We start from the raw sequence: 23,729 nt of genomic DNA, 5'->3' as shown, positions 1-23,729 counted from the left end.
ACGCTTACACAGTAGCCCGCCGGTGTGAGCCAGGCCACGTCGAGGTTGCGCCGACAGCGGACAGCTCACCGTTCGTGAGATCACCATTGCGTTGGCGACAAGCGCCAAAGGACGCGCCGGGGCACCGCCTCCGATGGTCGAACTCTTGCCGACCGACACGCCGACGTTTCGACAATGCTTGTGGCTTTGCACCCATGGTGCTATTGGGTGTGTCGGCGGGACTCTTCAGGCGGCCACACACCCCACGAGGAGGCCTGTCATGTCCCACTGGATCCGTCGACTCACCCTCACCGCGACCGTGGCGCTCGCCGCCACCGTCCTCCCCGCCACCGCCCAGGCTGCGCCGTACTGCGGCCAGGCATGGGGATCGCTGCCCGAAGTCGGCACGGGGGCCGACGACACGGACATGGTCGTGAACGTCCGCTCCGGCCGGCACGCCTGCTGCGACCGGCTCGTGGTGGACCTGCTCGGCCAGGACACCACCTTCGGCACCTACGACGTCCGGTACGTGCCGGTCGTGGTCGAGGACGGCTCCGGCCGCCCGGTGCCCGTCCGCGGTGCCGCCGACCTGCAGGTGACGCTGCAGGCGCCGGCCTACGACGGTGACGGCAACGCCACCTTCACCCCGGCCAACCGCCGCGAGGTGGTCCGGGTGGGCGGCTACTCGACCTTCCGGCAGGTCGCGTGGGCCGGGTCCTTCGAGGGCTACACCACGCTGGCCCTCGGCGTCCGGGCGCGGCTGCCCTTCCGGGTGTTCGTGCTGCCGGGCGTCCCGCAGTCCGACGTCGGACCGCGGCTGGTCGTCGACGTGGCGCACCGCTGGTAGGCGCACCACCGGCCGGCCGGGGTCAGCTCTGCGACGCAGGGCTCCCCGGCCGGTCGTCGTCGTCCCGCCGGGCCTCGATCGCCCGGGGCTGCCGGCGCAGGGTGTCGAGCAGCTCCGCCCCGGGTGCCGGCTCCACCAGCTCGGCCGGGGTGTCGGGCACCTCGGGCACCGCGTCGTCGGGGTCGAAGCTGCGGGGCACCTTCCGCAGGTGCCGCGACATGGACCGCACGAGCGCCGCCACGGCGATGAGCAGGACCACGATGAGCAGCAGGCCCAGCGGCCCGGCCTTGCCGATGTCCTCGGGCAGCTGCTGCTCGGCCGCGAGGACGGCGCCGACCGCGGTCCTCATCGGACGCCCACCTCGCTGCGCAGCCCGGCGAACAGGTCGTCCTCGGGCGTCGGGGCGTCGATGAGCGAGCGGGCGAGCTCGTAGTCCTCCGTCGGCCAGATCTCCCGCTGCGTGTCGATCGGGCAGGCGAACCAGCGACCCAGGGGATCGATCTGGGTGGCGTGCGCGATGAGAGCGGCGTCGCGGACCTCGAAGTACTCGCCGCACGGCACCCGCGTGGTCACGCGGTGGCTCAGGTCGCGGGCGGGGTCCCAGTTGGCCAGCCACTCCGTGTACGGCGACTCGGCGCCCGTGGCCAGGATCGCCTCGTGCAGCGCCTTCGTCCGGGGCAGCGTGAAGCTCATGTGGTAGTAGAGCTTGCTCGGCTGCCACGGCTCGCCCAGCTCCGGATAGCGGTCCGGATCACCCGCGGCCTCGAAGGCGTGCACCGAGATGTCGTGGGTCTTGATGTGGTCGGGGTGGGGGTAGCCGCCGCGCTCGTCGTAGGTGGTGATCACCTGCGGCCGGAACCGGCGGATGAGCGCCACGAGCGGTGCGGCGGCCTCCTCGACCGGCACGAGCGCGAAGCACCCCTCGGGCAGCGGGGGCAGCGGGTCGCCCTCGGGCAGCCCGGAGTCGACGAAGCCGAGGAACTCCTGCTCGACCCCGAGGATCTCGCGAGCCCTGGCCATCTCCTCCCGGCGGATCTGGGGCAGTCGCTCCCAGACCTCGGGGCGGTCCATCGCGGGGTTGAGCACGGAGCCGCGCTCGCCGCCGGTGCAGGTGGCCACCATGACCTGCACGCCTTCCGCGACGTACTTGGCCATGGTGGCGGCGCCCTTGCTCGACTCGTCGTCCGGATGGGCGTGGACGGCGAGCAGGCGCAGCTGGTCGGGTCGGGTCACCGGTGCATTGTCCCCCGTCCGACGCGGGAACCGGTGGGGCCCACCGACGTCCCTGATGTGATGCCGCAGGTCGGTGCCCCGTACGGGGGACATGTGTGCCGCGTCACTCCCGGGCCAGTACGGTTCCGTGTCCCTGGCGGCGCGTCCGGCTCGTGCATCGGGCCCCGTGGCGGTGTTAGCTTGGCCGTTCGACCAGCGGCCGTCCCCGATCGGGGGCGGCCTCCCGAATTTTCAGGAGTAGTCGTGTCCACCCCCACTGACCAGCAGGACCAGAGCGTCTGGCTGACCCAGGACGCCTACGACCGGCTCAAGGCCGAGCTCGACCAGCTGGTGGCGAACCGCCCCGCGATGTCCGCCGAGATCAACGCCCGCCGCGAGGAGGGCGACCTCAAGGAGAACGGCGGCTACCACGCCGCCAAGGACGAGCAGGGCAAGCAGGAGGGGCGGATCCGCCAGCTCACCGATCTGCTGCGCAAGGCGCAGGTCGGCGAGCCGCCGGCGACGGCGACGAACGCGGCGCTGGGCACCGTCATCACCATCAAGTTCGCCGGCGACGACGAGACCGAGAAGTTCCTGCTGGGCTCGCGGGAGATCGCCGGCACCACGGACCTGGCCGTCTACTCCCCCGAGTCGGCGCTGGGCGCGGCGATCATGGGCGCTGCTCCGGGCGCCACGGTCACCTACCAGGCGCCCAACGGCCGCGACATGACCGTCGAGGTCGTGGGCGTCGAGCCGTTCGTCCCCTGACCGCTCGGTGACCCGCTCGCGCCGAGCAGAGAACACCGGGTTCGCCTGCGTGCACTGCACCCGGCCGGTGCCCGCCAACACCGACGGGCACTACCGCAACCACTGCCCGTACTGCCTGTGGTCGCTGCACGTGGACGAGCTCCCGGGCGACCGGGCCAGCGGGTGCCGGCAGCCCATGGAGCCCATCGGCCTGGTGGAGAAGTCGGGCAAGGGCTGGCAGGTGGTGCACCGCTGCACGGCGTGCGGCCACCGCCAGCCCAACCGGCTGGTCCGCGAGGGCCACGCCCCGGACGACCTGGATCTGGTCCTCTCGCTGCCCTGGTTGTGAGCCGGGCTGCTCAGGCCGGGGCGAGGCCGCGACGGCGGAGCAGCGGGGCCGGGTCGGCGTCCCGGCCCCGGACCGCGCGGAAGGCCGACAGCGGATCGACCGAGCCGCCGACGGCGAGCAGCTTCTGCCGGAACGCGTCGCCGTTGGCCCGGCGCAGCCCGCCGTTCTCCTTGAACCACTCCACCGTGTCGGCGTCGAGGACCTCCGACCAGATGTAGGAGTAGTAGCCGGCCGAGTAGCCACCGGCGAAGACGTGGTTGAAGTACGTCGTCCGGTAGCGGGGCGGCACGAGCTCCGAGGCGACGCCGGCCGCCTCCAGCGCCGCCCGCTCGAACTCCACCGGGTCGCCGATCGCGGCGTCCGGCGCGACCCGGTGCCAGGCCTGGTCGAGCAGGGTGGCGGCCAGGTACTCCAGGGTGGCGAACCCCTCGCCCCACAGGCGGGCGGCGTCGACCGCCTCGACGACCGACGCCGGGAGCAGTTCCCCGGTGTCGACGTGCCGCGCGTAGTGGGCCAGGACCTCGGGCCACATCGCCCACATCTCGTTGACCTGGCTCGGGAACTCGACGAAGTCGCGCGGCACGCTGGTGCCGGCGAAGCGCGGGTAGGTGACCGACGAGCTCAGCCCGTGCAGCGCGTGCCCGAACTCGTGGAACAGCGTGTCGACCTCGTCCAGCGTCAGCAGCGCCGGCCGACCGTCCGGCGGGCGCGAGACGTTGAGGTTGTTGACCACGACCGGCGAGGTGCCGAGCAGCCGCGACTGCGTCACGAAGGAGTTCATCCAGGCGCCGCCGCGCTTGCCCTCGCGGGCGAAGTAGTCACCCAGGTACAGCCCCAGGGCCGTCCCGTCCGCGTCGGTCACCTCCCACACCCGCACCTCCGGGTGGTAGCCCACCAGGTCGGGGCGCGGGGTGAACCGGAACCCGTAGAGCAGCTCGGCGGCGTGGAAGACCCCGTCGACCAGCACCCGGTCCAGCTCGAACCAGGGCCGCAGGGCCGCGGTGTCGACGGCGTAGCGCTCGGCCCGGACCTGCTCGCTGTAGAAGGACCAGTCCCACGGCGCCAGCTCGATGCCGTCCCGCGCGGCGGCCTCGGCCAGCACCGCCGCCTCCGCCCGGGCGTTGGCCACCGACGCCGGGACCATCGAGGCGAGCATCGCGTCGACGGCCTCGGTGGTGCGGGCGGTCTGGTCGGCGAGCACGAGGTCGGCGTGGGTGTCGAACCCGAGCAGGCGCGCCCGCTCGGCACGCAGCGTGGCGATGCGCACCGCCACCGGACCGTTGTCGTGCTCGCCGGCGGACGCGCGGTGCACCGACGCCTCGTGCACCCGGCGGCGCAGGTCCCGGTTGCGCAGCTTGGCGAGCACCGGCTGGCGGGTGGGCAGCAGGAGGGGCAGCAGCCAGCCGTCCAGCCCGCGATCGGCCGCGGCGGTCCGCGCCGCGGCGAGCTCCTCGGCGCTCAGCCCGTCGAGCTCCGCGACGTCGTCGACGTGCACGGCGGCGGCCTCCATGGCCAGCTGCACGTTCTGCCCGAACGTCGTGGTGAGCGCCGACAGCTCCTGGTTGAGCTCGGTCAGGCGGGCGCGCCCGGCGTCGTCGAGCTGGGCGCCGGAGAGCCGGAAGTCCAGGTGGTAGCGCTCCACCAGCCGCACCGACTCCTCGTCCAGGCCCAGGTCGTGGCGCCGGGCGTGCACGTCGGCGATGCGCCCGAAGAGGACGGGGTCCAGCCGCAGGGCGTCGGAGTGGGCGGCTGCCAGCGGCGCGATCTCCCGCTCGATCTCGCGCACCCGCGGCGAGGAGACCGACGAGGTCAGGTTGCCGAAGACGCTCCACGCCCGCGCCAGCAGGCGGCCGGAGCGCTCGAGGGCGACCACGGTGTTGTCGAAGCCCGGCGGTTCCTCCGAGCCCACGATGGCCGCCACCTCGGCGCGCTGCTCGGACATCCCCGCCAGCAGCGCCTCGCGGCAGTGCTCGGGCGTGATGTCGTCGAACGGCGGCAGCCCGAACGGCAGCGGCGAGGGCACGAACAGCGGGTTGGCGGGGGTCACCGGCGAGCTCTCTGCAGCACTCATCGTCGTCATTACATCGCGATCCACCGCACCGCACCGCACCCGCTCAGCGCGAGGCGGTCCGGCGGTAGGCACGGACCGACAGCGGCACGAAGACCACGAGGATGATCGCGGTCCACAGCAGCGTGTAGAGCACGGGGTTCTGCAGCGGCCAGGCGTCGGGGACCGGCGCCCCGGGGACGGTGTTGCCGAACAGCTCCCGGGCTCCCTGGACGACGGTGGACACCGGGTTCCACTCGGCGAACGTCTGCAGCACCGACGGGAAGGACTCCAGCGGCACGAAGGCGTTCGACGCGAACGTCAGCGGGAAGATCACCATGAAGCTGGCGTTGTTGACCACCTCCGGCGTGCGCACCAGCAGGCCGACCAGCGCCATCAGCCAGCTGATCGCGTAGGCGAAGACCAACAGCAGCAGGAAGCCGCCGGCCGCCTCGAGCACCGACGAGTTGATCCGCCAGCCGACCGCCAGCCCGGTCAGGGCCATGACGGTGATCGAGATGACGTTCAGCCCGGCGTCCGCGACCGTGCGGCCGATGAGCACCGCGGCCCGCGACATCGGCAGCGACCGGAAGCGGTCGATGAGCCCCTTCTGCAGGTCCTCGGCGATCGAGGCGCCGGTGACCGTGGACCCGAAGACGACCGTCTGCGCTAAGATGCCCGGCAGCAAGAACTCGGCGTAGTTGATGCCCGGCGGCAGGTCGATCGCGCCCCCGAAGACGTACCGGCACAGCAGCACGAACATGATCGGCGACAGCGTCGCGAACACGATCAGGTCGGGCACCCGCTTGACCTTGATCAGGTTGCGCTTGGTGATGACGACGCTGTCGGACAGCGTCGCGCCCAGGCTGCTCATCGGACTCCTCCGGTCGGGACGGCCTCGGCCTCGGGGGCGTCGTCGTCGGTGGTGGCCACCTCGGCCGCGTGGCCGGTGAGCGCGAGGAACACGTCGTCCAGATCGGGCCGGCGCAGGCCGACGTCGACGATCTGCGCGAGGCCGCCGTCGAACCGGTTCAGGGCCTCGGCCAGCACCTCGGCGCCGCCGCTGACCGGCATCGACAGCCGCCGGCCGGCGAGGTCGACCTGCGGCTCGTCGACGGCCAGCGGCCGCAGCACCTCCGCCATGCCCGGCAGGGCGGTGGCGTCCGTGACGGTGAGCTCCAGCCGCTCCCCGCCCACCTGCGCCTTGAGCTCGTCCGCGGTGCCGCGCGCGATGACCCGCCCGCGGTCGATGACGACCATGCGGTCGGCCAGCCGGTCGGCCTCCTCCAGGTACTGGGTGGTGAGCAGGATCGTCGTCCCGCCGTCGGCCAGCTCGGCGATGAAGTCCCACATCGCCAGCCGGCTGCGCGGGTCGAGCCCGGTGGTCGGCTCGTCCAGGAAGAGCACCCGGGGCCGGTTGATCAGCGAGGCGGCGATGTCCAGCCGCCGGCGCATGCCACCGGAGTACGTCTTCGCCGGACGGGCGGCGGCGCCGGTGAGGTCGAACCGCTCCAGCAGCTCACCCGCCCGCGTCCGGGCCTCGGCCCGGGACAGCCGGTAGAGCCGGCCGACCATCTCCAGGTTCTCGAAGCCGGTCAGGTACTCGTCCACGGCGGCGTACTGCCCGGTGAGCCCGATCGCCGCCCGGACGGCGTCGGCGTCCCGCGCGACATCGAGCCCGGCGACCTCCGCCCGCCCGCCGTCGGCGACCAGCAGCGTCGTCAGGATCCGCACCACCGTCGTCTTCCCGGCGCCGTTGGGGCCGAGGAGCCCCAGCACGGACCCCTCGGTCACGGTCAGGTCCACTCCGTCCAGGGCCGTCGTGGCGCCGAAGCGCTTCACCAGGCCCTCGACGACGATCGCGTCGCTCATGAGCGCACGCTAGAGCCGGGTACCGACGGTTCCCGAGGGCGTTTCGCCGACGGCCGAGCACGTTCTGCGTCTCCATGCCGGGATGGACCGCCCCGCGGCCCCGAACTCACCGGTGCGGAGCCGCCCGGGAGCGAAGCGCTCCGGGGCCCCCTTCCCGCCGTCCGCGTCGTACCGTTCCTGGGGTGACGGACACCGCCGGCGTCTCCGCCGGACCGACCACCCCTGCCCCTGCTGCCACGACGGTGGGTGAGCTGCGCGCGAGCGGCGCCGTGGCCCGCCCCGTCAAGGCCGAGATCCGTGCCAACCTGCTCGCCCGCCTCGGCCGCGGCGAGCCCAGCCTGCCGGGCATGGTGGGCTTCGAGGACACCGTGGTGCCCGAGGTGGAGCGGGCCCTCATCGCCGGCCACGACCTCGTGCTGCTCGGTGAGCGCGGTCAGGGCAAGACCCGCCTGATCCGCACCCTCGTCGGGCTGCTCGACGAGTGGACCCCCGTGCTCACCGGCAGCGAGCTCAACGAGCACCCGCTGGCACCGATCAGCGTCTGGGCGCACCGGCAGCTCGCCGAGCACGGCGACGCGACCCCCGTGGGCTGGCTGCACCGCACCGAGCGCTTCGGGGAGAAGCTCGCCACCCCCGACACCAGCGTCGGCGACCTCATCGGCGACGTCGACCCCATCAAGGTGGCCGAGGGCCGCACGCTGGGCGACCCCGAGACCGTGCACTACGGCCTGGTGCCGCGCAGCAACCGCGGCATCTTCAGCGTCAACGAGCTGCCCGACCTCGCCGAGCGCATCCAGGTCGCGCTGCTCAACGTGCTGGAGGAGCGCGACATCCAGATCCGCGGCTACCGGGTGCGGCTCCCCCTGGACCTGCTGCTGGTGGCCAGCGCCAACCCCGAGGACTACACCAACCGCGGCCGCATCATCACCCCGCTCAAGGACCGCTTCGGCGCCGAGGTGCGCACCCACTACCCGATCGAGCTCGCCGACGAGATCCGGCTGCTGCACCAGGAGGCGCAGACCTCCGCGCTCGGCGGCGACGGCCACAGCGCGCCCCTGGTCCCCGAGCACCTGGCCGAGATCATCGCCCGGTTCACCCGGCTGGTCCGCGAGTCCACGCACGTCGACCAGCGCTCCGGCGTCAGCGCGCGGTTCGCCATCGCCGGGCTGGAGACGGTGGCCGCCTCCGCCGTCCGCCGCGCGGCCATCGCCGGGGAGACCCGGCCGGTGGCCCGCGTGGTCGACCTCCCGAGCATCGTCCCGGCCAGCCGCGGCAAGGTCGAGTTCTCCGACTCCGGCAGCGACAACGACGACGACCGCGAGCTGGAGATCCTCGACCACCTGCTCCGGCAGGCCACCGCGCAGACCTTCCGCGCGCGGTGCGCGGGCCTGGACCTCACCGGGCTGCAGGAGCACTTCACCGGCGGGGAGACCGTCGAGTCCGGCGAGCTGGTGAGCGCACCGGCCCTGCTCGGGCAGCTCGGCACGATCCCGAGGCTCGCCGAGCTGCTGGGCCGGCTCGGCGTCCCCGAGGGCGACCAGTCCGCCGAGCAGGCCGCGGCCGCGGTGGAGTTCGCGCTCGAGGGCCTGTACCTGACCCGGCGGCTGGCCAAGGACACCGACGGCGGCCGCACGGTCTACGGGGCCTGACGGTGTCCCGGAGCCGAACCCCCCGGGGCTACCGGTACGGGCGCTGGCGCGGCGGCCCCGACCCGCTGGCGCCGCCCTACGACCTGGGCAACGCCGTCGACGAGATCGGCGACTCGGTCCTGGGCGGCAGCGGCGTGCGCGAGGCGCTGCGCGAGCTGCTGCGGCGGGGCGCCGAGGGACGCCGCGGTCTCGACGAGCTGCGCCGCTCGGTGCGCGAGCGGCTCCGCCAGGCCCGGACCGCCGGCCGGATGGACGGCACGCTGCAGGAGGTCCGGGAGCTGCTGGACAAGGCGCTGGAGGCCGAGCGCCGGGCCCTGTTCCCCGACCCGGACGACGCCGCCCGGCTGGCCGAGGACGAGCTCGACGCGCTGCCCGAGGAGACCGCGGGCGCGGTGCGCGCGCTCAAGGACTGGCAGTGGCGGTCCGACGAGGCCCGGCAGGCCTACGACCAGATCCAAGACCTGCTCCGCAAGGAGGTGCTCGACAGCTCCTTCGCCTCGATGAAGCAGGCGCTGGAGAACGCCGGCCAGCAGGACATGCAGGCGATCAAGGACATGGTCGCCGACCTGTCGCAGCTCGTCGACGCGCACAACCGCGGCGAGGACACCGACGAGCGCTTCGCCGACTTCATGGAGAAGCACGGTCAGTTCTTCCCCGACGACCCGCAGACGGTCGAGGAGCTCATCGACTCGCTCGCCCGCCGAGCCGCCGCGCAGGAGCGGATGATGGCCGGCCTCTCGCCGGAGCAGCGGGCCGAGCTCGCCGACCTGATGGCCCAGACCATGGAGGACATGGGCCTGGCCAGCGAGATGGCCCACCTGGGCGATGCGCTGCGCCAGGCGCGCCCGGACCTCCCGTGGGGTCGGCGCGGCCAGGTGCCCGACGGCGAGCAGGCGCTGGGCATGGGGGACGCCACCTCCGCGGTGGCCGAGCTCGCCGACCTCGAGGCGCTGTCCAACCAGCTCTCCCAGGGCTATGCGGGCGCCTCGCTCGCCGACATCGACGAGGAGCTGCTCGAGCGGGCGCTGGGCCGGCCCGCGGTCGACGACCTCGCCGCGCTGCGGCAGATGGAGACCGAGCTCGAGCGGCAGGGCTACCTCAACCGCTCGGGCGGCAAGCTGGAGCTCTCCCCCAAGGCGGTGCGCCGCCTAGGGGCGACCGCGCTGCGCCGGGTGTTCGCCCAGTTGGAGTCCACCGGCCGCGGCGACCACGACGTCGCCGATGCGGGCGCGGCCGGCGAGCTGACCGGCAGCTCCCGCGAGTGGCGGTTCGGCGACGAGCAGCCGCTGGACGTCGTCCGCACGGTGAAGAACGCCGTCCTGCGCACGGCGCACGAGCCGCGCCGCGAGCACGACCGCCGCGTCCGCATCGCGGTCGAGGACTTCGAGGTCGTCGAGACCGAGCGGCGCACCGGGGCGGCCGTCGCGCTGCTGGTCGACCTTTCGTACTCCATGGCGCTGCGCGGCACCTGGGGTGCGGCGAAGTCGACGGCGATGGCGCTGCACTCGCTGGTCACCACCCGCTTCCCGCAGGACGCCATCGAGATCATCGGGTTCGCCTCGACCGCGCAGGTGCTGGCGCCCTCGACCCTCGCCGAGCTCTCGGTGGACACGCTGCAGGGCACCAACCTGCAGCACGGCCTCATCCTGGCGCGGCGGTTCCTGGCCCGGCACCACGACGCCGAGCCGGTCGTCCTGGTCGTCACCGACGGCGAACCGACGGCGCACCTGGAGGACGACGGAACGCCGTTCTTCTGCTGGCCGCCGATGCCCGAGACGATCGCCCGCACCGTCGCCGAGGTGGAGCGGGTCGCCCGCTCCGGCGCGACGGTGAACGTGTTCGCCCTCGACCCCGACCCGGGGCTGGTGCACTTCGTGCACGACCTCACCGAGCGGGCCGGCGGCCGGGTGTTCACGCCCGACAGCGACCGCCTCGGCGAGTTCGTCGTCGCCGACTACCTCCGGGCGCGGAGGGGGCGGCGCAGCCGCTGAGTTCCGGCGCCGCGCCCGGTCTGCAGCACATGACCGAGCACGTGCAGGCCCCCGACGGCACCCGCATCGCCTACGACCGGGTGGGTGAGGGTCAGCCGCTGGTGCTGATCGGCGGGGCCGGCCAGTTCCGGGCCGTCGATCCCGACACCTCCGCGCTGACCGGCGAGCTGGCCCGGCGCGGCTTCGACGTCGTCCACTACGACCGCCCGGGCCGGGGCGACAGCGAGGGCGAGCCGCCCTTCGGCCTGGCCCGGGAGGTCGCCGCCGTCGGGACGCTGGTCGAGGCCGTCGGCGGGCGGGCGTGGCTGCACGGGAGCTCGTCCGGCGGGGCGATCGCGCTGGCCGCCGCCGCGGCACTGCCGGGGGTGGAGCGGCTGTCGCTGTGGGAGGTGCCGCTCGGCGAGGAGTGCGGGACCGACGGCGCGGCGTACCTGGCCGCCGTCCGGGCGTGCGTGGCCGCGGGTGACCCGGAGGCGGTCTGGCGGCTCTACACCGACGGCATGCCGCCGGAGTGGTTCGCGTCCATGCGCAGCGGCCCGCGCTGGCCGCTGTACGCGCGCATGGCCGCGACGCTGGAGGCCGACGCCGAGGCGCTGGCGTGGACGCAGTCGGCGCCCCGGGCGGAGCTGTGGGCGGCGGTCGCCGTCCCGGTCCTCGTCCTGCTGGGCACCGACACCTTCCCGTTCATGGCCGACGCCGCTGACGCGCTGGTCACCGCCCTCCCGAACGCGGAGCAGGCGCGGATCCCCGGGAGCGGGCACCGGTGCGAGCCCGGCGACCTCGCCGTCCGGCTCGCCGCCGACCTCCCGGGCCCGGTCAGCGGCCCGCCGGGTGCTCCCCGCTCGAGCTGATGCCCGGGATGGCGCCGGCGCGGAAGGCGTCGACGAAGCGGCGGTGGTCCTCCTGGGTGCGCCGCGCGTAGGCGTGCGCGAACTCGACCAGGTCGGCGACGAACTCCTCCCGGCGGCCCGCGATCATGGTCACGATCGCCTCCTCGGTCTGGAACGGGACCAGCGTGTGGTCGCTGTCGGCGTCCCCGACGCAGTGCAGCTTCGCCGTCGCCCGGCCCAGCTGCTCGAGCACCGGCCGGACGTCGGCGGGCTCGGTGAGGTCCTCCCAGTCGAGGTCCAGCTCGTAGGGCGACAGCTCGGCGACGACGAAGCCGCTCCCCCGGATCTCCGTGTACCCGAGGAACTGGGAGGCGTGCGACTGCAGCGCGCGGCGGCTCACCGCCGTCCGGTGGCCCTCGTGCTCGAAGTACGCGCTGATCTCCGGGTCGTCCACGATCCTGCTGGGCGCGGCGACGCCACCCTGCTTGATCGACAGGACCACGTCGTTCTCCAGCGCCTGGTCGTAGCCCTCGAGCAGCACATTGTAGGCGGGCAGCCCGGCGCTGCCGATCCCGAAGCCGCCCGTGCCGATGACGTCCTTGACGTCGTAGGTGACCTCCCGTCGCCAGGGCCGGGGCGGCAGCGTCGCCTTGTAGCGCTCCAGGGCGTCGAGCACCTCGGCGCGCTCGTCGTCCTCCAGCCGGCGGTTCCGGGCGTTGTCGGCGAAGCGCCGCTCGGAGTTCTCCACGACGGTCATCCGCTGCAGCAGCCCGAGGCGGGTGCGCAGGGCCGTGGCGCGGATGAGCTCGTGCACGGCCCCTTCGGTGTTGCCGGCCACCAGGGCGAAGTCGCGGTCGGCGTCGGAGTGGGTGAAGGCCTCCACCTGGTCCAGCCAGGCGTGCAGGTAGACGGTGATCAGCTCGCCGATCACCTCGTCGGAGAACGCCTTGCGCCAGGCCAGCAGGGCGAAGCTGGCGACGAACCGGCGCAGGTCCCAGCTGACGTGGCCCAGGTAGGCCTCGTCGAAGTCGTTGACGTCGAACACGATGCGGCCGGTCGCGTCCATGTACGTGCCGAAGTTCTCCGCGTGCAGGTCACCGTGGATCCACACCCTCGACGTCCGCTCGTCGGTCCAGCGGTCCTCGGTCGTCGCCATGTCCGCGTAGAAGAGGACGGCGCTGCCCCGGTAGAAGGCGAAGGGGTCGGCGGCCATCTTGCGGAACTTCGTCCGGAAGGCGTCGGCGTCGGCCTCCATCAGGTCCGCGAACGCCTCGACCAGGACGCCGACGATCGTCTCCGTCCGCTCGTCGGGGCCTGTGGGCTGGGTCACACCTTGGGGGGAGAGGGCCACAGCTCGCACCGTAGGCGGTCGATAACCTCGACGGGAGGGTGCGCGGACGGCCCGACGACCGGAGGGAGGAACCGTGATCCGAGCGAGCACAGCACGCCGGCTGGTGACCGGTGCCGCCTACGGTGGCGGCGGGGTGGGCCTCGCCGGTGCCGCATTCGTCGCGCTGCTGCACGAGGAGGCCCGCGCCGCACGCCGCCGCGTGGACGCCCGCCGACAGCCCGACCCGCCCTCCGGCGACGGCGTCTACGGCCGACGCCGCGGGACGCCGATCTCCTTCACCGTGCTCGGTGACTCCAGCGCCGTCGGCCTGGGCGTCGACCGCGCCGACCAGACCCCCGGGGTGCTCATCGCCTCGGCCCTCGCCGAGCTCGCCGAGCGCCCGGTCCGGCTCACCCGGCTCGCCGTCTCCGGCGCCAAGTCGCCGCAGCTCGACGCCCAGGTCGACGCAGCACTGCTCGAGCACCCCGACATCGCGCTGATCATGATCGGCGCCAACGACGTCACCAGCCGCACCCGGCCGGCCATCTCCGTCCGCCACCTCGGGGACGCCGTCCGCCGGCTCACCGCCGCGGGCGCGGAGGTCGTCGTCGGCACCTGCCCGGACCTGGGCACGATCCGCCCGATCGGTCAGCCGCTGCGCACGCTGGCCCGGCGCTGGAGCCGGCAGATGGCCGCCGCGCAGACCATCGCCGTGGTCGAGGCCGGGGGGCGCACCGTCTCCCTGGGCTCGGCCCTGGGGCCCAGCTTCGCCACCGACCTCACCCTCTTCAGCCGCGACCAGTTCCACCCCAGCGCCGCGGGCTACGCGCACGCCGCCGCGGTGCTCCTCCCGTCGGTCGCCGACGCGCTGGGGGTGTGGCCGGCCGCCGCGGACCGCCGCCGCGGCACGATCCGCCGCGACACCGTGCGCCCGGTGGCCACCGCCGCCGCGCGCGCGGCGAGCCGCACCGGCAGCGAGGTCCAGCCCGCCGAGGTACCCGGCCCGGGGGCCGAGCCGTGGGGTGGCTGGGCGCTGCTGCGTCGTCGCCGTCCCCCGGAGATCACCGCCGCCGAGCTCGCCGCGCCCGCGCAGCAGGAGTCCGCGACCACCTGATCCCCGACGGTGACGCGGGCCACAGAGCCTCGGGGCCGTGTGCCGCGGCTCATAGGGCCGCGGGACGCGGGGGTAGTTTCAGGGGCGACCCGACGTCCGGCGACCGCGGCCGGACCCCTCATCGTGGAGGATCAATGCCCGAAGCAGTCATCGTCGCCACCGCCCGCTCCCCCATCGGCCGCGCCTTCAAGGGCTCGCTGAAGGACATGCGCCCCGACGACCTCGCCGCCACCATCGTCAAGGCCGCGCTGGACAAGGTGCCCGCCCTCGACCCCCGGGACGTCGACGACCTGATGCTGGGCGTCGGCCTCCCCGGCGGCGAGCAGGGCTACAACATGGGCCGCGTCGTCAGCGTGCTCATGGGCATGGACCACCTGCCCGGCACGACGATCACCCGCTACTGCTCCTCGTCGCTGCAGACCACCCGCATGGCGCTGCACGCCATCAAGGCCGGCGAGGGCGACGTCTTCATCTCCGCCGGTGTCGAGATGGTGTCCCGGTTCGTCAAGGGCAACAGCGACGGCCTGCCGGACACCAAGAACCCGATCTTCGACGAGGCCCAGGCCAAGGCCGCGAAGGCTGCCGAGAGCGGCGCCGACACGTGGGTCGACCCGCGCGAGAGCGGCGACATCCCGGACGTCTACATCGCCATGGGCCAGACGGCCGAGAACCTGGCGCTGATCAAGGACGTCTCCCGCCAGGAGATGGACGAGTTCGCGGCCCGCAGCCAGCAGCTGGCCGTCGAGTCGATCGACAACGGCTTCTGGGCGCGCGAGATCACCCCCGTCACGACGCCGGACGGCACCGTGGTCAGCCAGGACGACGGCCCCCGCCGCGGCACCACCGTCGAGGCCCTGTCCGGCCTGAAGCCGGCCTTCCGCCCCGACGGCCGGGCCACCGCCGGCAACGCCTGTCCGCTGAACGACGGCGCCGCTGCCGTGGTCGTCATGAGCGACACCAAGGCCGCCGAGCTGGGCCTGACCCCGCTGGCCCGCATCGTCTCCACCGCGGTGACCGGCCTCTCCCCGGAGATCATGGGCTACGGCCCGGTCGACGCCTCGAAGCTGGCGCTCCAGCGCGCGGGCATGACCATCGACGACATCGACCTCGTCGAGATCAACGAGGCCTTCGCCGCGCAGGTCATCCCGAGCTACCGCGACCTGGGCGTCGACATCGACAAGCTGAACGTGCACGGTGGCGCCATCGCCGTCGGCCACCCGTTCGGCATGACCGGTGCCCGCATCACCGGCACGCTGATCAACGGCCTGCAGACCAAGGACAAGACCTTCGGCCTGGAGACCATGTGCGTCGGTGGCGGCATGGGCATGGCGATGGTCATCGAGCGCCTCTCCTGATCCAGCGCTGACCCGACAGCGGCCCGGCCCCCCACGGGGGCCGGGCCGCTGTGCTTCCAGGCGCCGACGGTGTGCGCGGATGCGCCACACAGAGCCCCGGGACGACGCATCCGCGCACCCGGTTGCCCCCACACGACAGTGGCCCGGCCCCCTCGCGGGGACCGGGCCACTGTCAGCTGGTGCTGGGTCAGTCGTTCTGCAGGTAGGACAGCAGACGCAGGATCTCCAGGTACAGCCAGACGACCGTGACGAGCAGGCCGAAGGCGATGTACCAGGCGAACTTCGCCGGGGCGCCACGGCGGATCGCCTCGTCGGCCATGTCGAAGTCGAGCAGCAGCGAGAACGCCGCGACGCCGATCACGACCAGGCTGAAGACGATGGCCAGCGGTCCGCCGTCACGCAGGCCCAGGCCGCCGTCGACGAAGAAGCTCGCGACGAGGTTGACGATGACGAGGGCGAGCACGCCGAACAGCGCGCCCACGATCCAGCGGGTCAGCTTCGGGGTGACCCGGATGGCGCCGGTCTTGTAGACCACCAGCATCCCGAAGAAGACACCGAAGGTGCCGATCACCGCCTGCGTGACGAGGTTGCCGCCGAAGTTGTCGTTGTAGAACTCGCTGACCGCCCCGACCAGGACACCCTGGGTCGCGGCGTACGCCAGCGTGGCGACCGGGTTGGTGATCTGCTTGAACGAGATCACCAGGCCGAGGACCAGCCCGACGATGACCGCCGGGAACATGAGGGCGATCGCCGTCGTGTCCGGCACGGCCATCCAGGTCGCCGCGGCGGCCAGGACGGTCACCAGGAAGGTGAGGCCGGTCTTGGTGACGACGTCGTCCATCGTCATGTACTGCGTGCCCGTGGCCGCGTAGGGCGAGGGGGCCGCGTACGGGTCGTGCGGGGCAGGCGCGCCGTACTGGCCGGGCGCACCGTACTGGGGGGCACCCCAGGCTGCGCTCTGCTGGCCGTAGCCGGCGTTGCCGAGGCCCTTGAACGCCGGGTTGCTGCTGGGCATCGTCATCTCCTCGAGGTGACCGCTTGGATCGTGGCGTACACGGTGGTGCACCCCACTCGGTCTGGTCAACGCTCCGGCGGGCCCGGTAGTTCCGGCGTGTCGTGCGGTTCCACGGCGGAGTCGTTCGCGCCGTCCCCGACGCCGACGACGCCGCCCCTCCGGTCCGGAGGGGCGGCGTCGCGTCGGCGGTGCCAGGTCAGGCGGTCTCGCCGCCGTGGTCGTGGTCGTGGCCTGGCGTCAGACCACCACCACCGGCCGGGCCACCCGAGGGGATCCGGTAGTCCCGGGCGGTCGGGTCGCCCTCGAACGTGCCCCCGGGGACCGGCGTCCCGCGGTCGCCGTTGACCCGCTCCGTCGTGTACGCCAGCGTCAGCACCGCGTAGGCGATGGCGTCGGAGTTCTGGTCGAGCGCGGTCAGGTCGAGGTTGTCGATGGTGTCACCGGCCTGGTGGTAGTTCGGGTCGTACGCGAGGCCCGCGGTGCCGCCGTAGGCCTCGGCCTGGTACGCCTGCTTGATGCCCTCCGCCCCGGTGAACAGGCCGCCGGAGGGGATGCCGTTGTTGATGAAGGCCTGGTAGTCGCTGCGGCCGCTGAACTCGGTGCCCTCGTAGAACAACCCCCGCTGCTCGTAGAAGTCCTCGAGGACGTACTCGATCTGCTCGGAGCCGTCAGGGACCGGTGCGGTGGCCTCGAAGTCCGACTGGTCGCCGTCGTAGATGAAGCGGGCGAAGTTCGGCGAGCCGACCATGTCGAAGTTCAGGTAGAGGGCGATGTCCGACAACTGCTCGGGGGTCAGCGACTCGACGTACTCCGTCGAACCGAGCAGGCCGAGTTCCTCCGCGCCCCACCATGCGAACCGGACGGTGTTGTCGGGCTTGACCTTGGCCATGCTCTCGGCGACGTCGAGGATCGCCGCGCTACCGCTGCCGTTGTCATTGATCCCGGGCCCCGCGAGCACCGAATCCAGGTGCGCGCCGGCCATCACGACGTTGTCCGACGTCCGGCCGGGCAGTTCGGCCAGGACGTTCTCGGTCGTGCGCGTCTCACTCGTCGCGTCGACGGCCAGGTCGACCGTGGTGCCCGCCACGCCGAGCTCCTGGCCGAGCGCCGTGGGCACGCCGATGACGGGGATCCGGATCCCGGGAGCGCCCAGGGTCCCGTTGAGCGGCCCCTCCACGTTGTTGGCGACCACCACGGCCGTGGCGCCGGCCGCCTCGGCGTTCGTCGCCTTGATGGCGAATGCGCAGGTACCTCGCTGGACGAGCGCGACGCTTCCTGCCGGGAAGGCCACGAAGTCAGCAGCCTCGCACCCGCTGGTGCCGGAGCCCAGGTCGACCGGCGTGACGACGCCGTCGTCGACGGTGCCTCCGCCGGTGTAGGTCATCGGGACGTAGTCCGTGCCCTCCTCGTAGGTCGTCGCCGTGGGGGTCACCCGGCTGAAGGAGCTGTCCCGCAGTTCGAAGAAGGGGAAGTCGAACGCCTGCCGGATGACCTCGTAGCCGGCTGCCTCCAGTCGCTGCTGGACGTAGTCCGCCGACGCGTCGTAGCCCGGAGTGCCCGAGGCCCGGTTGTCCCCGTTGGCGTCGGCGATGGCCTGGAACGCCTTCTGGTGCTCCAGGACGCCGTCGACGGTGACGCATTCGGTGAGCTTGGCGACGGTGTTGTTGTTCCGGTTGTCGCAGGACGGGCCGGCAGCGGCCGGCGAGGCGGTGAGTACGGCACCGGCGACGGCCAGCGCTCCGGCGGTGGACCCGGCGATCAGCCGGGTCCTGCGGTTCGGGGTCGTAGAGGTCACGTGTTGCCCGATTCTGTGCAGGCGCGGACGGTGTGTCCGCGCATGGGATCGAGCCTGCAAATGGGTAACGCCACGTGTCAAGTCCTTGACTTTGCGTGAACATTCGATTATCGGCCGATCGAGTCTCGGCATGTCGCGCCTCACGCGCCGAGACCGTCAGCGGCCTGAGCGACGCCGCGGGACCGTCGGCCTGCGACGGCTCGCGGTCGTGGTACCCCCGGTCGGGATCGAACCGACACTGGGACCCTTTTAAGGGGCCTGCCTCTGCCGATTGGGCTACGGGGGCGTCCCGGGAACGCTAGCCGTTCCGGCGGCGAGCTCGGTCGCCCGCGAGAGGACGGCGTCGAGCATCGGCTCGGTCAGCTTGCCGGTGAAGGTGTTCTGCTGGCTCACGTGGTAGCTGCCCAGCACGGTGAGAAAGCCCCGAGTGCCGGTCACCTGCACCTCTACCCCGTGGCCGAATACCGGGCGCGGGCGCGGGACCGCGTAGCCGGCCGCGGCGAGCACCGGCCACAGCGCCGTCCACCCGAACCCGCCGAGCACCACGATCACCCGGAGCCGCGGGAGGAGGTCCAGCTCGCGCGCGAGCCACGGCGAGCAGGTGTCGCGCTCCTCCGGGGTGGGGGCGTTGGCCGGTGGTGCGCAGCGCACCGCGGCGGCAACCCGCACGTCGGTGAGCTCCAGCCCGTCGCCGACGTGCGTGGACGTCGGCTGGTTGGCCAGCCCCGCCCGCCAGAGCGCGGCGAAGATCCAGTCGCCGCTGCGGTCGCCGGTGAAGACTCGGCCGGTGCGGTTGCCCCCGTGGGCGGCGGGCGCCAGGCCGACGACGGCGATGCGTGCGCCCGCGGGCCCCAGACCCGGGACCGGGCGGCCCCAGTAGTCCCAGTCGCGGAACGACGCGCGCTTCTCGCGGGCGACCTGTTCGCGCCAGGCGACCAGCCGGGGGCAGGCGTAGCAGCCGGAGATGCGCTCGTCGAGGACGGCGAGCTCGCGCGTGGCTCGAGCGCTCCGCACCACGCCCGCCGGCGTCCGAGTGACCGGGAACCCCCCGGCGTCCACTGCCACGGCGCCCTCAGCCGCGGGCGAGGCGGAGAGCGATGCCGTCGAGGATGTCGTGCTCGCTGACCACGACCTCGTCCAGGCCGAACTCGTCCATCAGCGTCCGCAGGATCAGCGCACCCGCACCGATGACGTCGACCCGCCCGGGGTGCATGACCGCGAGCGCCGCACGATCGGCCCGGGGCATGGCGAGCAGCGTCTCGCTGACCCGGCGGACGTCGGCGACCGGGATCCGCGAGCCGTGGATCGCGTCCGCGTCGTAGGCGGGCAGGTCGAGGGCGAGCGCGGCGACGGTGGTGACCGAGCCGGCCAACCCGACCAGGCTCGCCGCCTCCGCCACCGGCACGTCCTCGATGACCAGCGCCAGCGCCGCGCGGATGTCGGCGACGGTGGCCTGCACCTCGGCGGCCGACGGCGGGTCGCCGTGCAGCCGGCGCTCGGTCAGCCGCACGCAGCCGATGTCCACCGACCGCGCCGCCCGCAGCCCCGCCGCGTCGCCGAGCACGAACTCCGTCGAGCCCCCGCCGATGTCGACGACGAGGAACGGCGCGCGGGGCGCAGGCGTGCCGTGGGCCGCCGCGGCTGCGTCCAGGGACGCCGTCGCACCGAGGAAGGACAGCTCGGCCTCCTCCCGCCCCGGGACGACGTCGGGGAGCCGGCCGAGCGTGGTCAGCACTATCTGCTCGAAGTCGGCCCGGTTGGCGGCGTCGCGGGTGGCGCTCGTGGCGACCATGCGGACCTGCTCGGCGCCGAGCTCGCGGGCGGTCGCGGCGTACTCGGCCAGCACGACCCTGGTGCGCTCGATGGCCTCGGGAGCCAGCCGGCCGGTGGCGTCGACGCCCTGGCCCAGGCGGACGACCTCCATCCGGCGCACCAGGTCGGTCGCCGCGCCGGTGGGCGGGACGACGGCGACGAGCAGCCGGATGGAGTTGGTGCCGCAGTCGATCGCAGCGACCCGGGTCACGCCGGTTCCTCGGGGAGAGCGCAGGGACCTTTGGCCCACCACTCCCCCATGCCCTCGACCGCGCGGTCGCCGATCGGGTTCACCCCGGGCCCGGCCGCCAGCGCGTGCCCGGCCAGCGCGTGCAGGCACTTGACGCGGTCGGGCATCCCGCCCGCGGTCGCACGGGTGGGCAGCACGTCCTTGGCGTCCCGTTCGGCGAGGTAGGCCTCGTGCGCCGCCCGGTAGGCGGCCGCCAGGTCCTCGTCGGTGCCCAGCTCGTCCTGCCACTCGCGCATCCGGCCGGCGGACTCCAGCCGGCTCGCGGCGGCCGAGGCCCGGGGGCAGGTCAGGTAGTAGAGCGTCGGGAACGGGGTGCCGTCCTCGAGCCGGGGCGCGGTCTCGACGACGTCGGGCTGCCCGCACGGGCACCGGTGGGCGACCCCTTCGAGCGCGCGCGGGGGCCGGCCCAGCTGCCGCTCGACGACGTCGCGGTCGGCCGGGGTGATCGGTTCGTTCACTCCTCGGGCTCCTCGGGGACGTCGCCGTCGGCCCGGGCCACCGACTCCATCAGCCCCTGGAACCACGGCGTCGGCTCCTCGGGCGCGGCCGCCTCGTCCAGCGTTCCGGCGTCGCCCTCGACCGCCTCGCCGTCGACGACGCGCAGCAGCCGGTCACCGGGCAGCACGTAGGTGAGCCGCTCCCGGGCCTGGCGTTGCGTCCACTCCGGGTCGCCCTGCTGCTCCAGCTCGGCCTCGAGCTCGGTGGCCCGCCGGTCGAGGGCCTGCCCCTCGGCGGTGAGCTCGGCCAGTTCCTGCTGCCCGGCCTGGTATTGGCGGAGCGGGCCGGCCAGGGTCAGGGCGAGCAGCAGGACGAGCGCGCCGAGGAGCACCGCGCGGCCGGTGAACAGCGGACGCCGCCGGGTGGCCGGCGCCGTCGCGGTCCGGGCCGGCCGCCGGGGTGCCCGGCGCTCGCCGGGCCGTCGCGTCGGAGGGGTCCCGCTACTCCGCAGCCCGGTGCGCACCGGTCGGGTCGTGTGGACCCGCGGGACGCGACCGGTGCTGCGGGAGCCGGACGGCGGTGACCCGCCGCGCCGGCCGCGGACGCTGCTCATGATCGACCGGTCAGCCCCGGCTCAGACGGGGGAAGGCGGCGGCGCCGGCGTAGCGCGCCGCGTCGTCGAGCTCCTCCTCGATGCGCAGCAGCTGGTTGTACTTGGCCACCCGCTCGCTGCGGGCCGGGGCACCGGTCTTGATCTGCCCGCAGTCGGTGGCGACGGCGAGGTCGGCGATCGTGGTGTCCTCGGTCTCGCCGGAGCGGTGGCTCATCATCGAGCGGTAGCTGCTGCGGTGGGCCAGGTTGACCGCGTCGAGGGTCTCGGTGAGCGTCCCGATCTGGTTCACCTTGACCAGCAGCGCGTTGGCCGCGCCGCGGGAGATGCCGTCGGCCAGGCGGGCGGGGTTGGTGACGAACAGGTCGTCGCCGACCAGCTGCACCCGGTCGCCGAGGGCCTGGGTGAGCGAGATCCAGCCGTCCCAGTCCTCCTCGTCGAGCGGGTCCTCGATGGAGACGATCGGGTAGGCGTCGACCAGGCCGGTGTAGTACTCGGCCATGTCGGCCGCGGACAGCTGCTTGCCCTCGAAGGCGTAGGCGCCCTCGGAGTGGAACTCGGTGGCGGCGACGTCGAGGGCGAAGGCGATGTCGTCGCCGACGGTGTAGCCGGCCTGCTCGACGGCGCGGGCGATCAGGTCGAGGGCCGCGCGGTTGCTCGAGAGGTTCGGCGCGAAGCCACCCTCGTCGCCGAGCCCGGTGGACAGGCCCTCCTTCTTCAGGACGGCCTTGAGCGCGTGGTAGGTCTCGGTGCCCATGGCCAGCGCCTCGGCGAAGGTCGAGGCGCCGATCGGGGCGATCATGAACTCCTGCACGTCGACGTTGCTGTCGGCGTGCGCGCCCCCGTTGAGGATGTTCATCATCGGCACGGGCAGCAGGTGCGCCGACGGGCCGCCGACGTAGCGGAACAGCGGCAGGCCGGCGGAGTCCGCGGCGGCGCGGGCGACGGCGAGGCTCGCGCCCAGGATCGCGTTGGCGCCCAGGCGCGACTTGTCCGGCGTGCCGTCGAGGTCGATCAGCCGCTGGTCGACCAGCCGCTGCTCGCTGGCCTCGTAGCCCACCAGCTCCGGGCCGATGACGTCGAGGACGCCGTCGACGGCCTTGGTGACGCCCTTGCCGCCGTAGCGGCTCCCGCCGTCACGCAGCTCCACCGCCTCGAAGGCGCCGGTGGAGGCGCCGCTGGGGACCGCCGCGCGGGCGATCGTCCCGTCGTCGAGGGCGACCTCGACCTCCACGGTGGGGTTTCCGCGCGAGTCGAGGATCTCCCGCGCGCCTACGGCATCGATGCTCGGCACGGGGGCAGCCTAACCAGCCATCCGCCGGCGACCGGGACACCTCGCGCCGCGGTCTCCCGAAGGTGCCCTCCCACCGGGCACCCGGGGGCGTCGATCCCCGCCCGTCGGCCTGCGGAAAGGTGTGCCGAATGACCCGCGCAGAGACCAGCGCCGGTGGACGCTCCGGCGGCCGGCTGTCGCTCGCCTTCGCCGTGCTGCTCGCCGCCGACCTGCTGCTGATCGCCGCGTCGGTCGAGGCGGAGCGCCGCGGGTGGTCCGACGGCCGGCACCGGCAGTGGCTGCTGGGTGCCGAGGGCGGGTGGCCCGAGCAGTTCGGGTACGCCAAGGAGGCCGGCTGCGCAGCTCTGCTGCTCCTCCTGTGGCGGCGGACCCGCAGCGGTGTGTTCGCCGCCTGGGCCGCGGTGTTCGCGTGCGCCCTGGTGGACGACCGCCTGCGGGTGCACGAACAGGTGGGCGGCTGGGTGGCCCGGCAGCTGGCACTCCCCGACGTGGGCGGCCTCCAGGGGCAGGACCTCGGCGAGCTGGTGGTGTGGGGGCTGGTGGGGGTGCTGCCGCTGGTCGCGGTGGTCGTGCTGCACCGTCGCAGCCCGCAGCCGGTCCGCGCGGTCAGCCGTGGCATGGCCGTGGTGGTGGCCGGTTACGCCTTCTTCGGCGTGGTCGTCGACCAGCTGCACGCCCTGGCGGGGAGCGGCCCGCTCGGGCGAGCGCTGGGCGTCCTGGAGGACGGCGGCGAGCTGGTGCTGCTCAGCGTCGCGGTCTGCTATGTCGGCGCGCTGGTCGCGGCCGTGCACCGGACGCCGACACCCCCGGATCGGGACCCGGCACGAACCTCGGCCGCCGCGAGCCTCTCCAAGGGCTGATCGCTGAGCCGGACTTTCCAACTCCTCACAGGTGGCTAGTCAGCGCCGCCAGTGAGGATGAGGACTCCCGCGACGATCGCCACGACGCCCGCCAACACGGCCTTGACCTGGTTGGGCTTTGTCCAGAGGTCGTGCCCTCGGGAACCGGGCGGCCCGATGAAGAGCAGCCCGCCGACGATCGCGAGCCCGGCGACGATGCACAGCAGACCGCCGACGACCTGCACGTCCGACCACCTACCTCGTCGCTCGTCGCTCGTCGGAGCATCGTCGCTCGAAGTGGCTCACGCCCGGTCCGGGTCGCCTTGGGTCGTCCCCCGACCGTGTCGGTCCGTG

Annotated in this window: 23 protein-coding genes and 1 tRNA gene; 9 read left to right on the top strand and 15 right to left on the bottom strand. The window is 73.3% G+C overall.

The window, feature by feature from the left end; all coding sequences use genetic code 11:
- The first annotated feature begins 259 nt into the window (after nucleotides 1-259).
- Nucleotides 260-826: a hypothetical protein gene (locus tag DQ239_RS10095; RefSeq protein ID WP_113834267.1), complete on the top strand. Its 567-nt coding sequence runs from the start codon at nucleotides 260-262 to the stop codon at nucleotides 824-826.
- 22 nt (nucleotides 827-848) lie between these two features.
- Here DQ239_RS10095 and DQ239_RS10090 read toward each other — a convergent pair whose 3' ends face one another.
- Together DQ239_RS10090 and mca are read right to left on the bottom strand one after the other, a co-directional pair.
- A complete protein-coding gene (locus tag DQ239_RS10090) occupies nucleotides 849-1,175 on the bottom strand; it encodes a hypothetical protein (protein ID WP_113834266.1) in 327 nt (108 codons plus the stop codon).
- The gene (gene mca / locus DQ239_RS10085; protein WP_113834265.1) at nucleotides 1,172-2,059 is read right to left on the bottom strand and encodes a mycothiol conjugate amidase Mca; all 888 of its coding nucleotides are present in this window, start codon (nucleotides 2,057-2,059) and stop codon (nucleotides 1,172-1,174) included. Before mca ends, DQ239_RS10090 begins: the two co-directional genes overlap by 4 nt.
- Before the next feature lie 243 nt (nucleotides 2,060-2,302).
- On the opposite strand from mca, the gene greA reads away from it, so the two are divergent.
- Together greA and DQ239_RS10075 are read left to right on the top strand one after the other, a co-directional pair.
- Nucleotides 2,303-2,806: a transcription elongation factor GreA gene (gene greA, locus DQ239_RS10080; protein WP_113834264.1), complete on the top strand. Its 504-nt coding sequence runs from the start codon at nucleotides 2,303-2,305 to the stop codon at nucleotides 2,804-2,806.
- A gap of 7 nt (nucleotides 2,807-2,813) precedes the next feature.
- Nucleotides 2,814-3,134 carry an RNHCP domain-containing protein gene (locus tag DQ239_RS10075; protein ID WP_113834263.1) on the top strand — a complete coding sequence of 107 codons (321 nt, stop codon included), beginning with the start codon at nucleotides 2,814-2,816 and terminating at the stop codon, nucleotides 3,132-3,134.
- A gap of 10 nt (nucleotides 3,135-3,144) precedes the next feature.
- On the opposite strand, the gene DQ239_RS10070 is transcribed toward DQ239_RS10075, so the two are convergent.
- The 3 genes from DQ239_RS10070 to DQ239_RS10060 are packed head-to-tail and all read right to left on the bottom strand — an operon-like array spanning nucleotide 3,145 to nucleotide 7,053.
- Nucleotides 3,145-5,205, bottom strand: coding sequence for a M3 family metallopeptidase (locus tag DQ239_RS10070; RefSeq protein WP_113834336.1), 2,061 nt, complete (start codon nucleotides 5,203-5,205; stop codon nucleotides 3,145-3,147).
- Between the two features lie 43 nt (nucleotides 5,206-5,248).
- Complete coding sequence (locus DQ239_RS10065) at nucleotides 5,249-6,055, bottom strand: ABC transporter permease (protein ID WP_113834262.1); 807 nt, start codon at nucleotides 6,053-6,055, stop codon at nucleotides 5,249-5,251.
- Nucleotides 6,052-7,053, bottom strand: a complete 1,002-nt coding sequence (locus tag DQ239_RS10060) for an ATP-binding cassette domain-containing protein (protein WP_113834261.1) — start codon at nucleotides 7,051-7,053, stop codon at nucleotides 6,052-6,054. Before DQ239_RS10060 ends, DQ239_RS10065 begins: the two co-directional genes overlap by 4 nt.
- A gap of 182 nt (nucleotides 7,054-7,235) precedes the next feature.
- Here DQ239_RS10060 and DQ239_RS10055 point away from each other — a divergent pair, with 182 nt between their 5' ends.
- The 3 genes from DQ239_RS10055 to DQ239_RS10045 are packed head-to-tail and all read left to right on the top strand — an operon-like array spanning nucleotide 7,236 to nucleotide 11,544.
- Nucleotides 7,236-8,702: a sigma 54-interacting transcriptional regulator gene (locus DQ239_RS10055; protein ID WP_113834260.1), complete on the top strand. Its 1,467-nt coding sequence runs from the start codon at nucleotides 7,236-7,238 to the stop codon at nucleotides 8,700-8,702.
- A gap of 2 nt (nucleotides 8,703-8,704) precedes the next feature.
- Nucleotides 8,705-10,693 (top strand): VWA domain-containing protein, encoded by a 1,989-nt coding sequence (locus tag DQ239_RS10050; RefSeq protein ID WP_113834259.1) that lies wholly within the window; start codon nucleotides 8,705-8,707, stop codon nucleotides 10,691-10,693.
- A gap of 29 nt (nucleotides 10,694-10,722) precedes the next feature.
- On the top strand, nucleotides 10,723-11,544 hold the full coding sequence (locus DQ239_RS10045; protein ID WP_113834258.1) for an alpha/beta hydrolase: 822 nt from the start codon (nucleotides 10,723-10,725) through the stop codon (nucleotides 11,542-11,544).
- Here DQ239_RS10045 and DQ239_RS10040 read toward each other — a convergent pair.
- Nucleotides 11,510-12,853: a DUF2252 family protein gene (locus DQ239_RS10040; RefSeq protein ID WP_233489028.1), complete on the bottom strand. Its 1,344-nt coding sequence runs from the start codon at nucleotides 12,851-12,853 to the stop codon at nucleotides 11,510-11,512. The genes DQ239_RS10045 and DQ239_RS10040 overlap by 35 nt on opposite strands.
- 94 nt (nucleotides 12,854-12,947) lie before the next feature.
- Between DQ239_RS10040 and DQ239_RS10035 the strand changes: the two genes are divergently transcribed.
- Both DQ239_RS10035 and DQ239_RS10030 read left to right on the top strand, forming a co-directional pair.
- Nucleotides 12,948-13,967, top strand: a complete 1,020-nt coding sequence (locus tag DQ239_RS10035) for an SGNH/GDSL hydrolase family protein (RefSeq protein ID WP_113834257.1) — start codon at nucleotides 12,948-12,950, stop codon at nucleotides 13,965-13,967.
- 134 nt (nucleotides 13,968-14,101) lie between these two features.
- On the top strand, nucleotides 14,102-15,322 hold the full coding sequence (locus DQ239_RS10030) for an acetyl-CoA C-acetyltransferase (protein WP_113834256.1): 1,221 nt from the start codon (nucleotides 14,102-14,104) through the stop codon (nucleotides 15,320-15,322).
- Nucleotides 15,323-15,509: 187 nt separating this feature from the next.
- Here DQ239_RS10030 and DQ239_RS10025 read toward each other — a convergent pair whose 3' ends face one another.
- The 8 genes from DQ239_RS10025 to eno form a co-directional block, all read right to left on the bottom strand.
- Nucleotides 15,510-16,337 (bottom strand): Bax inhibitor-1/YccA family protein, encoded by an 828-nt coding sequence (locus tag DQ239_RS10025; RefSeq protein WP_113834334.1) that lies wholly within the window; start codon nucleotides 16,335-16,337, stop codon nucleotides 15,510-15,512.
- A gap of 196 nt (nucleotides 16,338-16,533) precedes the next feature.
- Nucleotides 16,534-18,132, bottom strand: a complete 1,599-nt coding sequence (locus tag DQ239_RS10020) for a M28 family metallopeptidase (RefSeq protein WP_233489026.1) — start codon at nucleotides 18,130-18,132, stop codon at nucleotides 16,534-16,536.
- Between the two features lie 209 nt (nucleotides 18,133-18,341).
- Nucleotides 18,342-18,418: transfer RNA gene (locus DQ239_RS10015), tRNA-Leu, on the bottom strand.
- Entirely contained in the window at nucleotides 18,409-19,149 is a 741-nt protein-coding gene (locus tag DQ239_RS10010) for a uracil-DNA glycosylase (RefSeq protein WP_233489024.1), read from the bottom strand. The genes DQ239_RS10015 and DQ239_RS10010 overlap by 10 nt, the downstream gene beginning before the upstream one ends.
- A gap of 55 nt (nucleotides 19,150-19,204) precedes the next feature.
- Nucleotides 19,205-20,155: a Ppx/GppA phosphatase family protein gene (locus tag DQ239_RS10005; RefSeq protein ID WP_113834253.1), complete on the bottom strand. Its 951-nt coding sequence runs from the start codon at nucleotides 20,153-20,155 to the stop codon at nucleotides 19,205-19,207.
- Nucleotides 20,152-20,652 carry a DUF501 domain-containing protein gene (locus DQ239_RS10000; RefSeq protein ID WP_113834252.1) on the bottom strand — a complete coding sequence of 167 codons (501 nt, stop codon included), beginning with the start codon at nucleotides 20,650-20,652 and terminating at the stop codon, nucleotides 20,152-20,154. The genes DQ239_RS10005 and DQ239_RS10000 overlap by 4 nt, the downstream gene beginning before the upstream one ends.
- Nucleotides 20,649-21,245, bottom strand: coding sequence for a septum formation initiator family protein (locus DQ239_RS09995; protein WP_113834251.1), 597 nt, complete (start codon nucleotides 21,243-21,245; stop codon nucleotides 20,649-20,651). The genes DQ239_RS10000 and DQ239_RS09995 overlap by 4 nt, the downstream gene beginning before the upstream one ends.
- A gap of 10 nt (nucleotides 21,246-21,255) precedes the next feature.
- The gene (eno, locus tag DQ239_RS09990; protein ID WP_113834250.1) at nucleotides 21,256-22,536 is read right to left on the bottom strand and encodes a phosphopyruvate hydratase; all 1,281 of its coding nucleotides are present in this window, start codon (nucleotides 22,534-22,536) and stop codon (nucleotides 21,256-21,258) included.
- Between the two features lie 128 nt (nucleotides 22,537-22,664).
- Here eno and DQ239_RS09985 point away from each other — a divergent pair, with 128 nt between their 5' ends.
- Nucleotides 22,665-23,396, top strand: coding sequence for a hypothetical protein (locus DQ239_RS09985; protein WP_113834249.1), 732 nt, complete (start codon nucleotides 22,665-22,667; stop codon nucleotides 23,394-23,396).
- A gap of 35 nt (nucleotides 23,397-23,431) precedes the next feature.
- Here DQ239_RS09985 and DQ239_RS09980 read toward each other — a convergent pair whose 3' ends face one another.
- Nucleotides 23,432-23,620, bottom strand: a complete 189-nt coding sequence (locus DQ239_RS09980; RefSeq protein WP_113834248.1) for a hypothetical protein — start codon at nucleotides 23,618-23,620, stop codon at nucleotides 23,432-23,434.
- Nucleotides 23,621-23,729 lie beyond the last annotated feature (109 nt).

Source organism: Blastococcus sp. TF02-09 (genome assembly GCF_003319105.1).
In the GTDB taxonomy this organism is placed as follows: Bacteria; Actinomycetota; Actinomycetes; order Mycobacteriales; family Geodermatophilaceae; genus Blastococcus.
Note: the sequence above shows the minus strand (reverse complement) of the source record. Positions and strands in the feature narration are given on the sequence as shown.

What these genes read in the sequence shown, in the direction of transcription:
- DQ239_RS10095 (WP_113834267.1), top strand. Translation starts at nt 260, where the DNA reads ATGTCCCACTGGATCCGTCGACTCACCCTCACCGCGACCGTGGCGCTC.
- DQ239_RS10090 (WP_113834266.1), bottom strand. Translation starts at nt 1,175, where the DNA reads ATGAGGACCGCGGTCGGCGCCGTCCTCGCGGCCGAGCAGCAGCTGCCC.
- DQ239_RS10070 (WP_113834336.1), bottom strand. Translation starts at nt 5,205, where the DNA reads ATGAGTGCTGCAGAGAGCTCGCCGGTGACCCCCGCCAACCCGCTGTTC.
- DQ239_RS10065 (WP_113834262.1), bottom strand. Translation starts at nt 6,055, where the DNA reads ATGAGCAGCCTGGGCGCGACGCTGTCCGACAGCGTCGTCATCACCAAG.
- DQ239_RS10060 (WP_113834261.1), bottom strand. Translation starts at nt 7,053, where the DNA reads ATGAGCGACGCGATCGTCGTCGAGGGCCTGGTGAAGCGCTTCGGCGCC.
- DQ239_RS10045 (WP_113834258.1), top strand. Translation starts at nt 10,723, where the DNA reads ATGACCGAGCACGTGCAGGCCCCCGACGGCACCCGCATCGCCTACGAC.
- DQ239_RS10030 (WP_113834256.1), top strand. Translation starts at nt 14,102, where the DNA reads ATGCCCGAAGCAGTCATCGTCGCCACCGCCCGCTCCCCCATCGGCCGC.
- DQ239_RS10025 (WP_113834334.1), bottom strand. Translation starts at nt 16,337, where the DNA reads ATGCCCAGCAGCAACCCGGCGTTCAAGGGCCTCGGCAACGCCGGCTAC.
- DQ239_RS09995 (WP_113834251.1), bottom strand. Translation starts at nt 21,245, where the DNA reads ATGAGCAGCGTCCGCGGCCGGCGCGGCGGGTCACCGCCGTCCGGCTCC.
- DQ239_RS09985 (WP_113834249.1), top strand. Translation starts at nt 22,665, where the DNA reads ATGACCCGCGCAGAGACCAGCGCCGGTGGACGCTCCGGCGGCCGGCTG.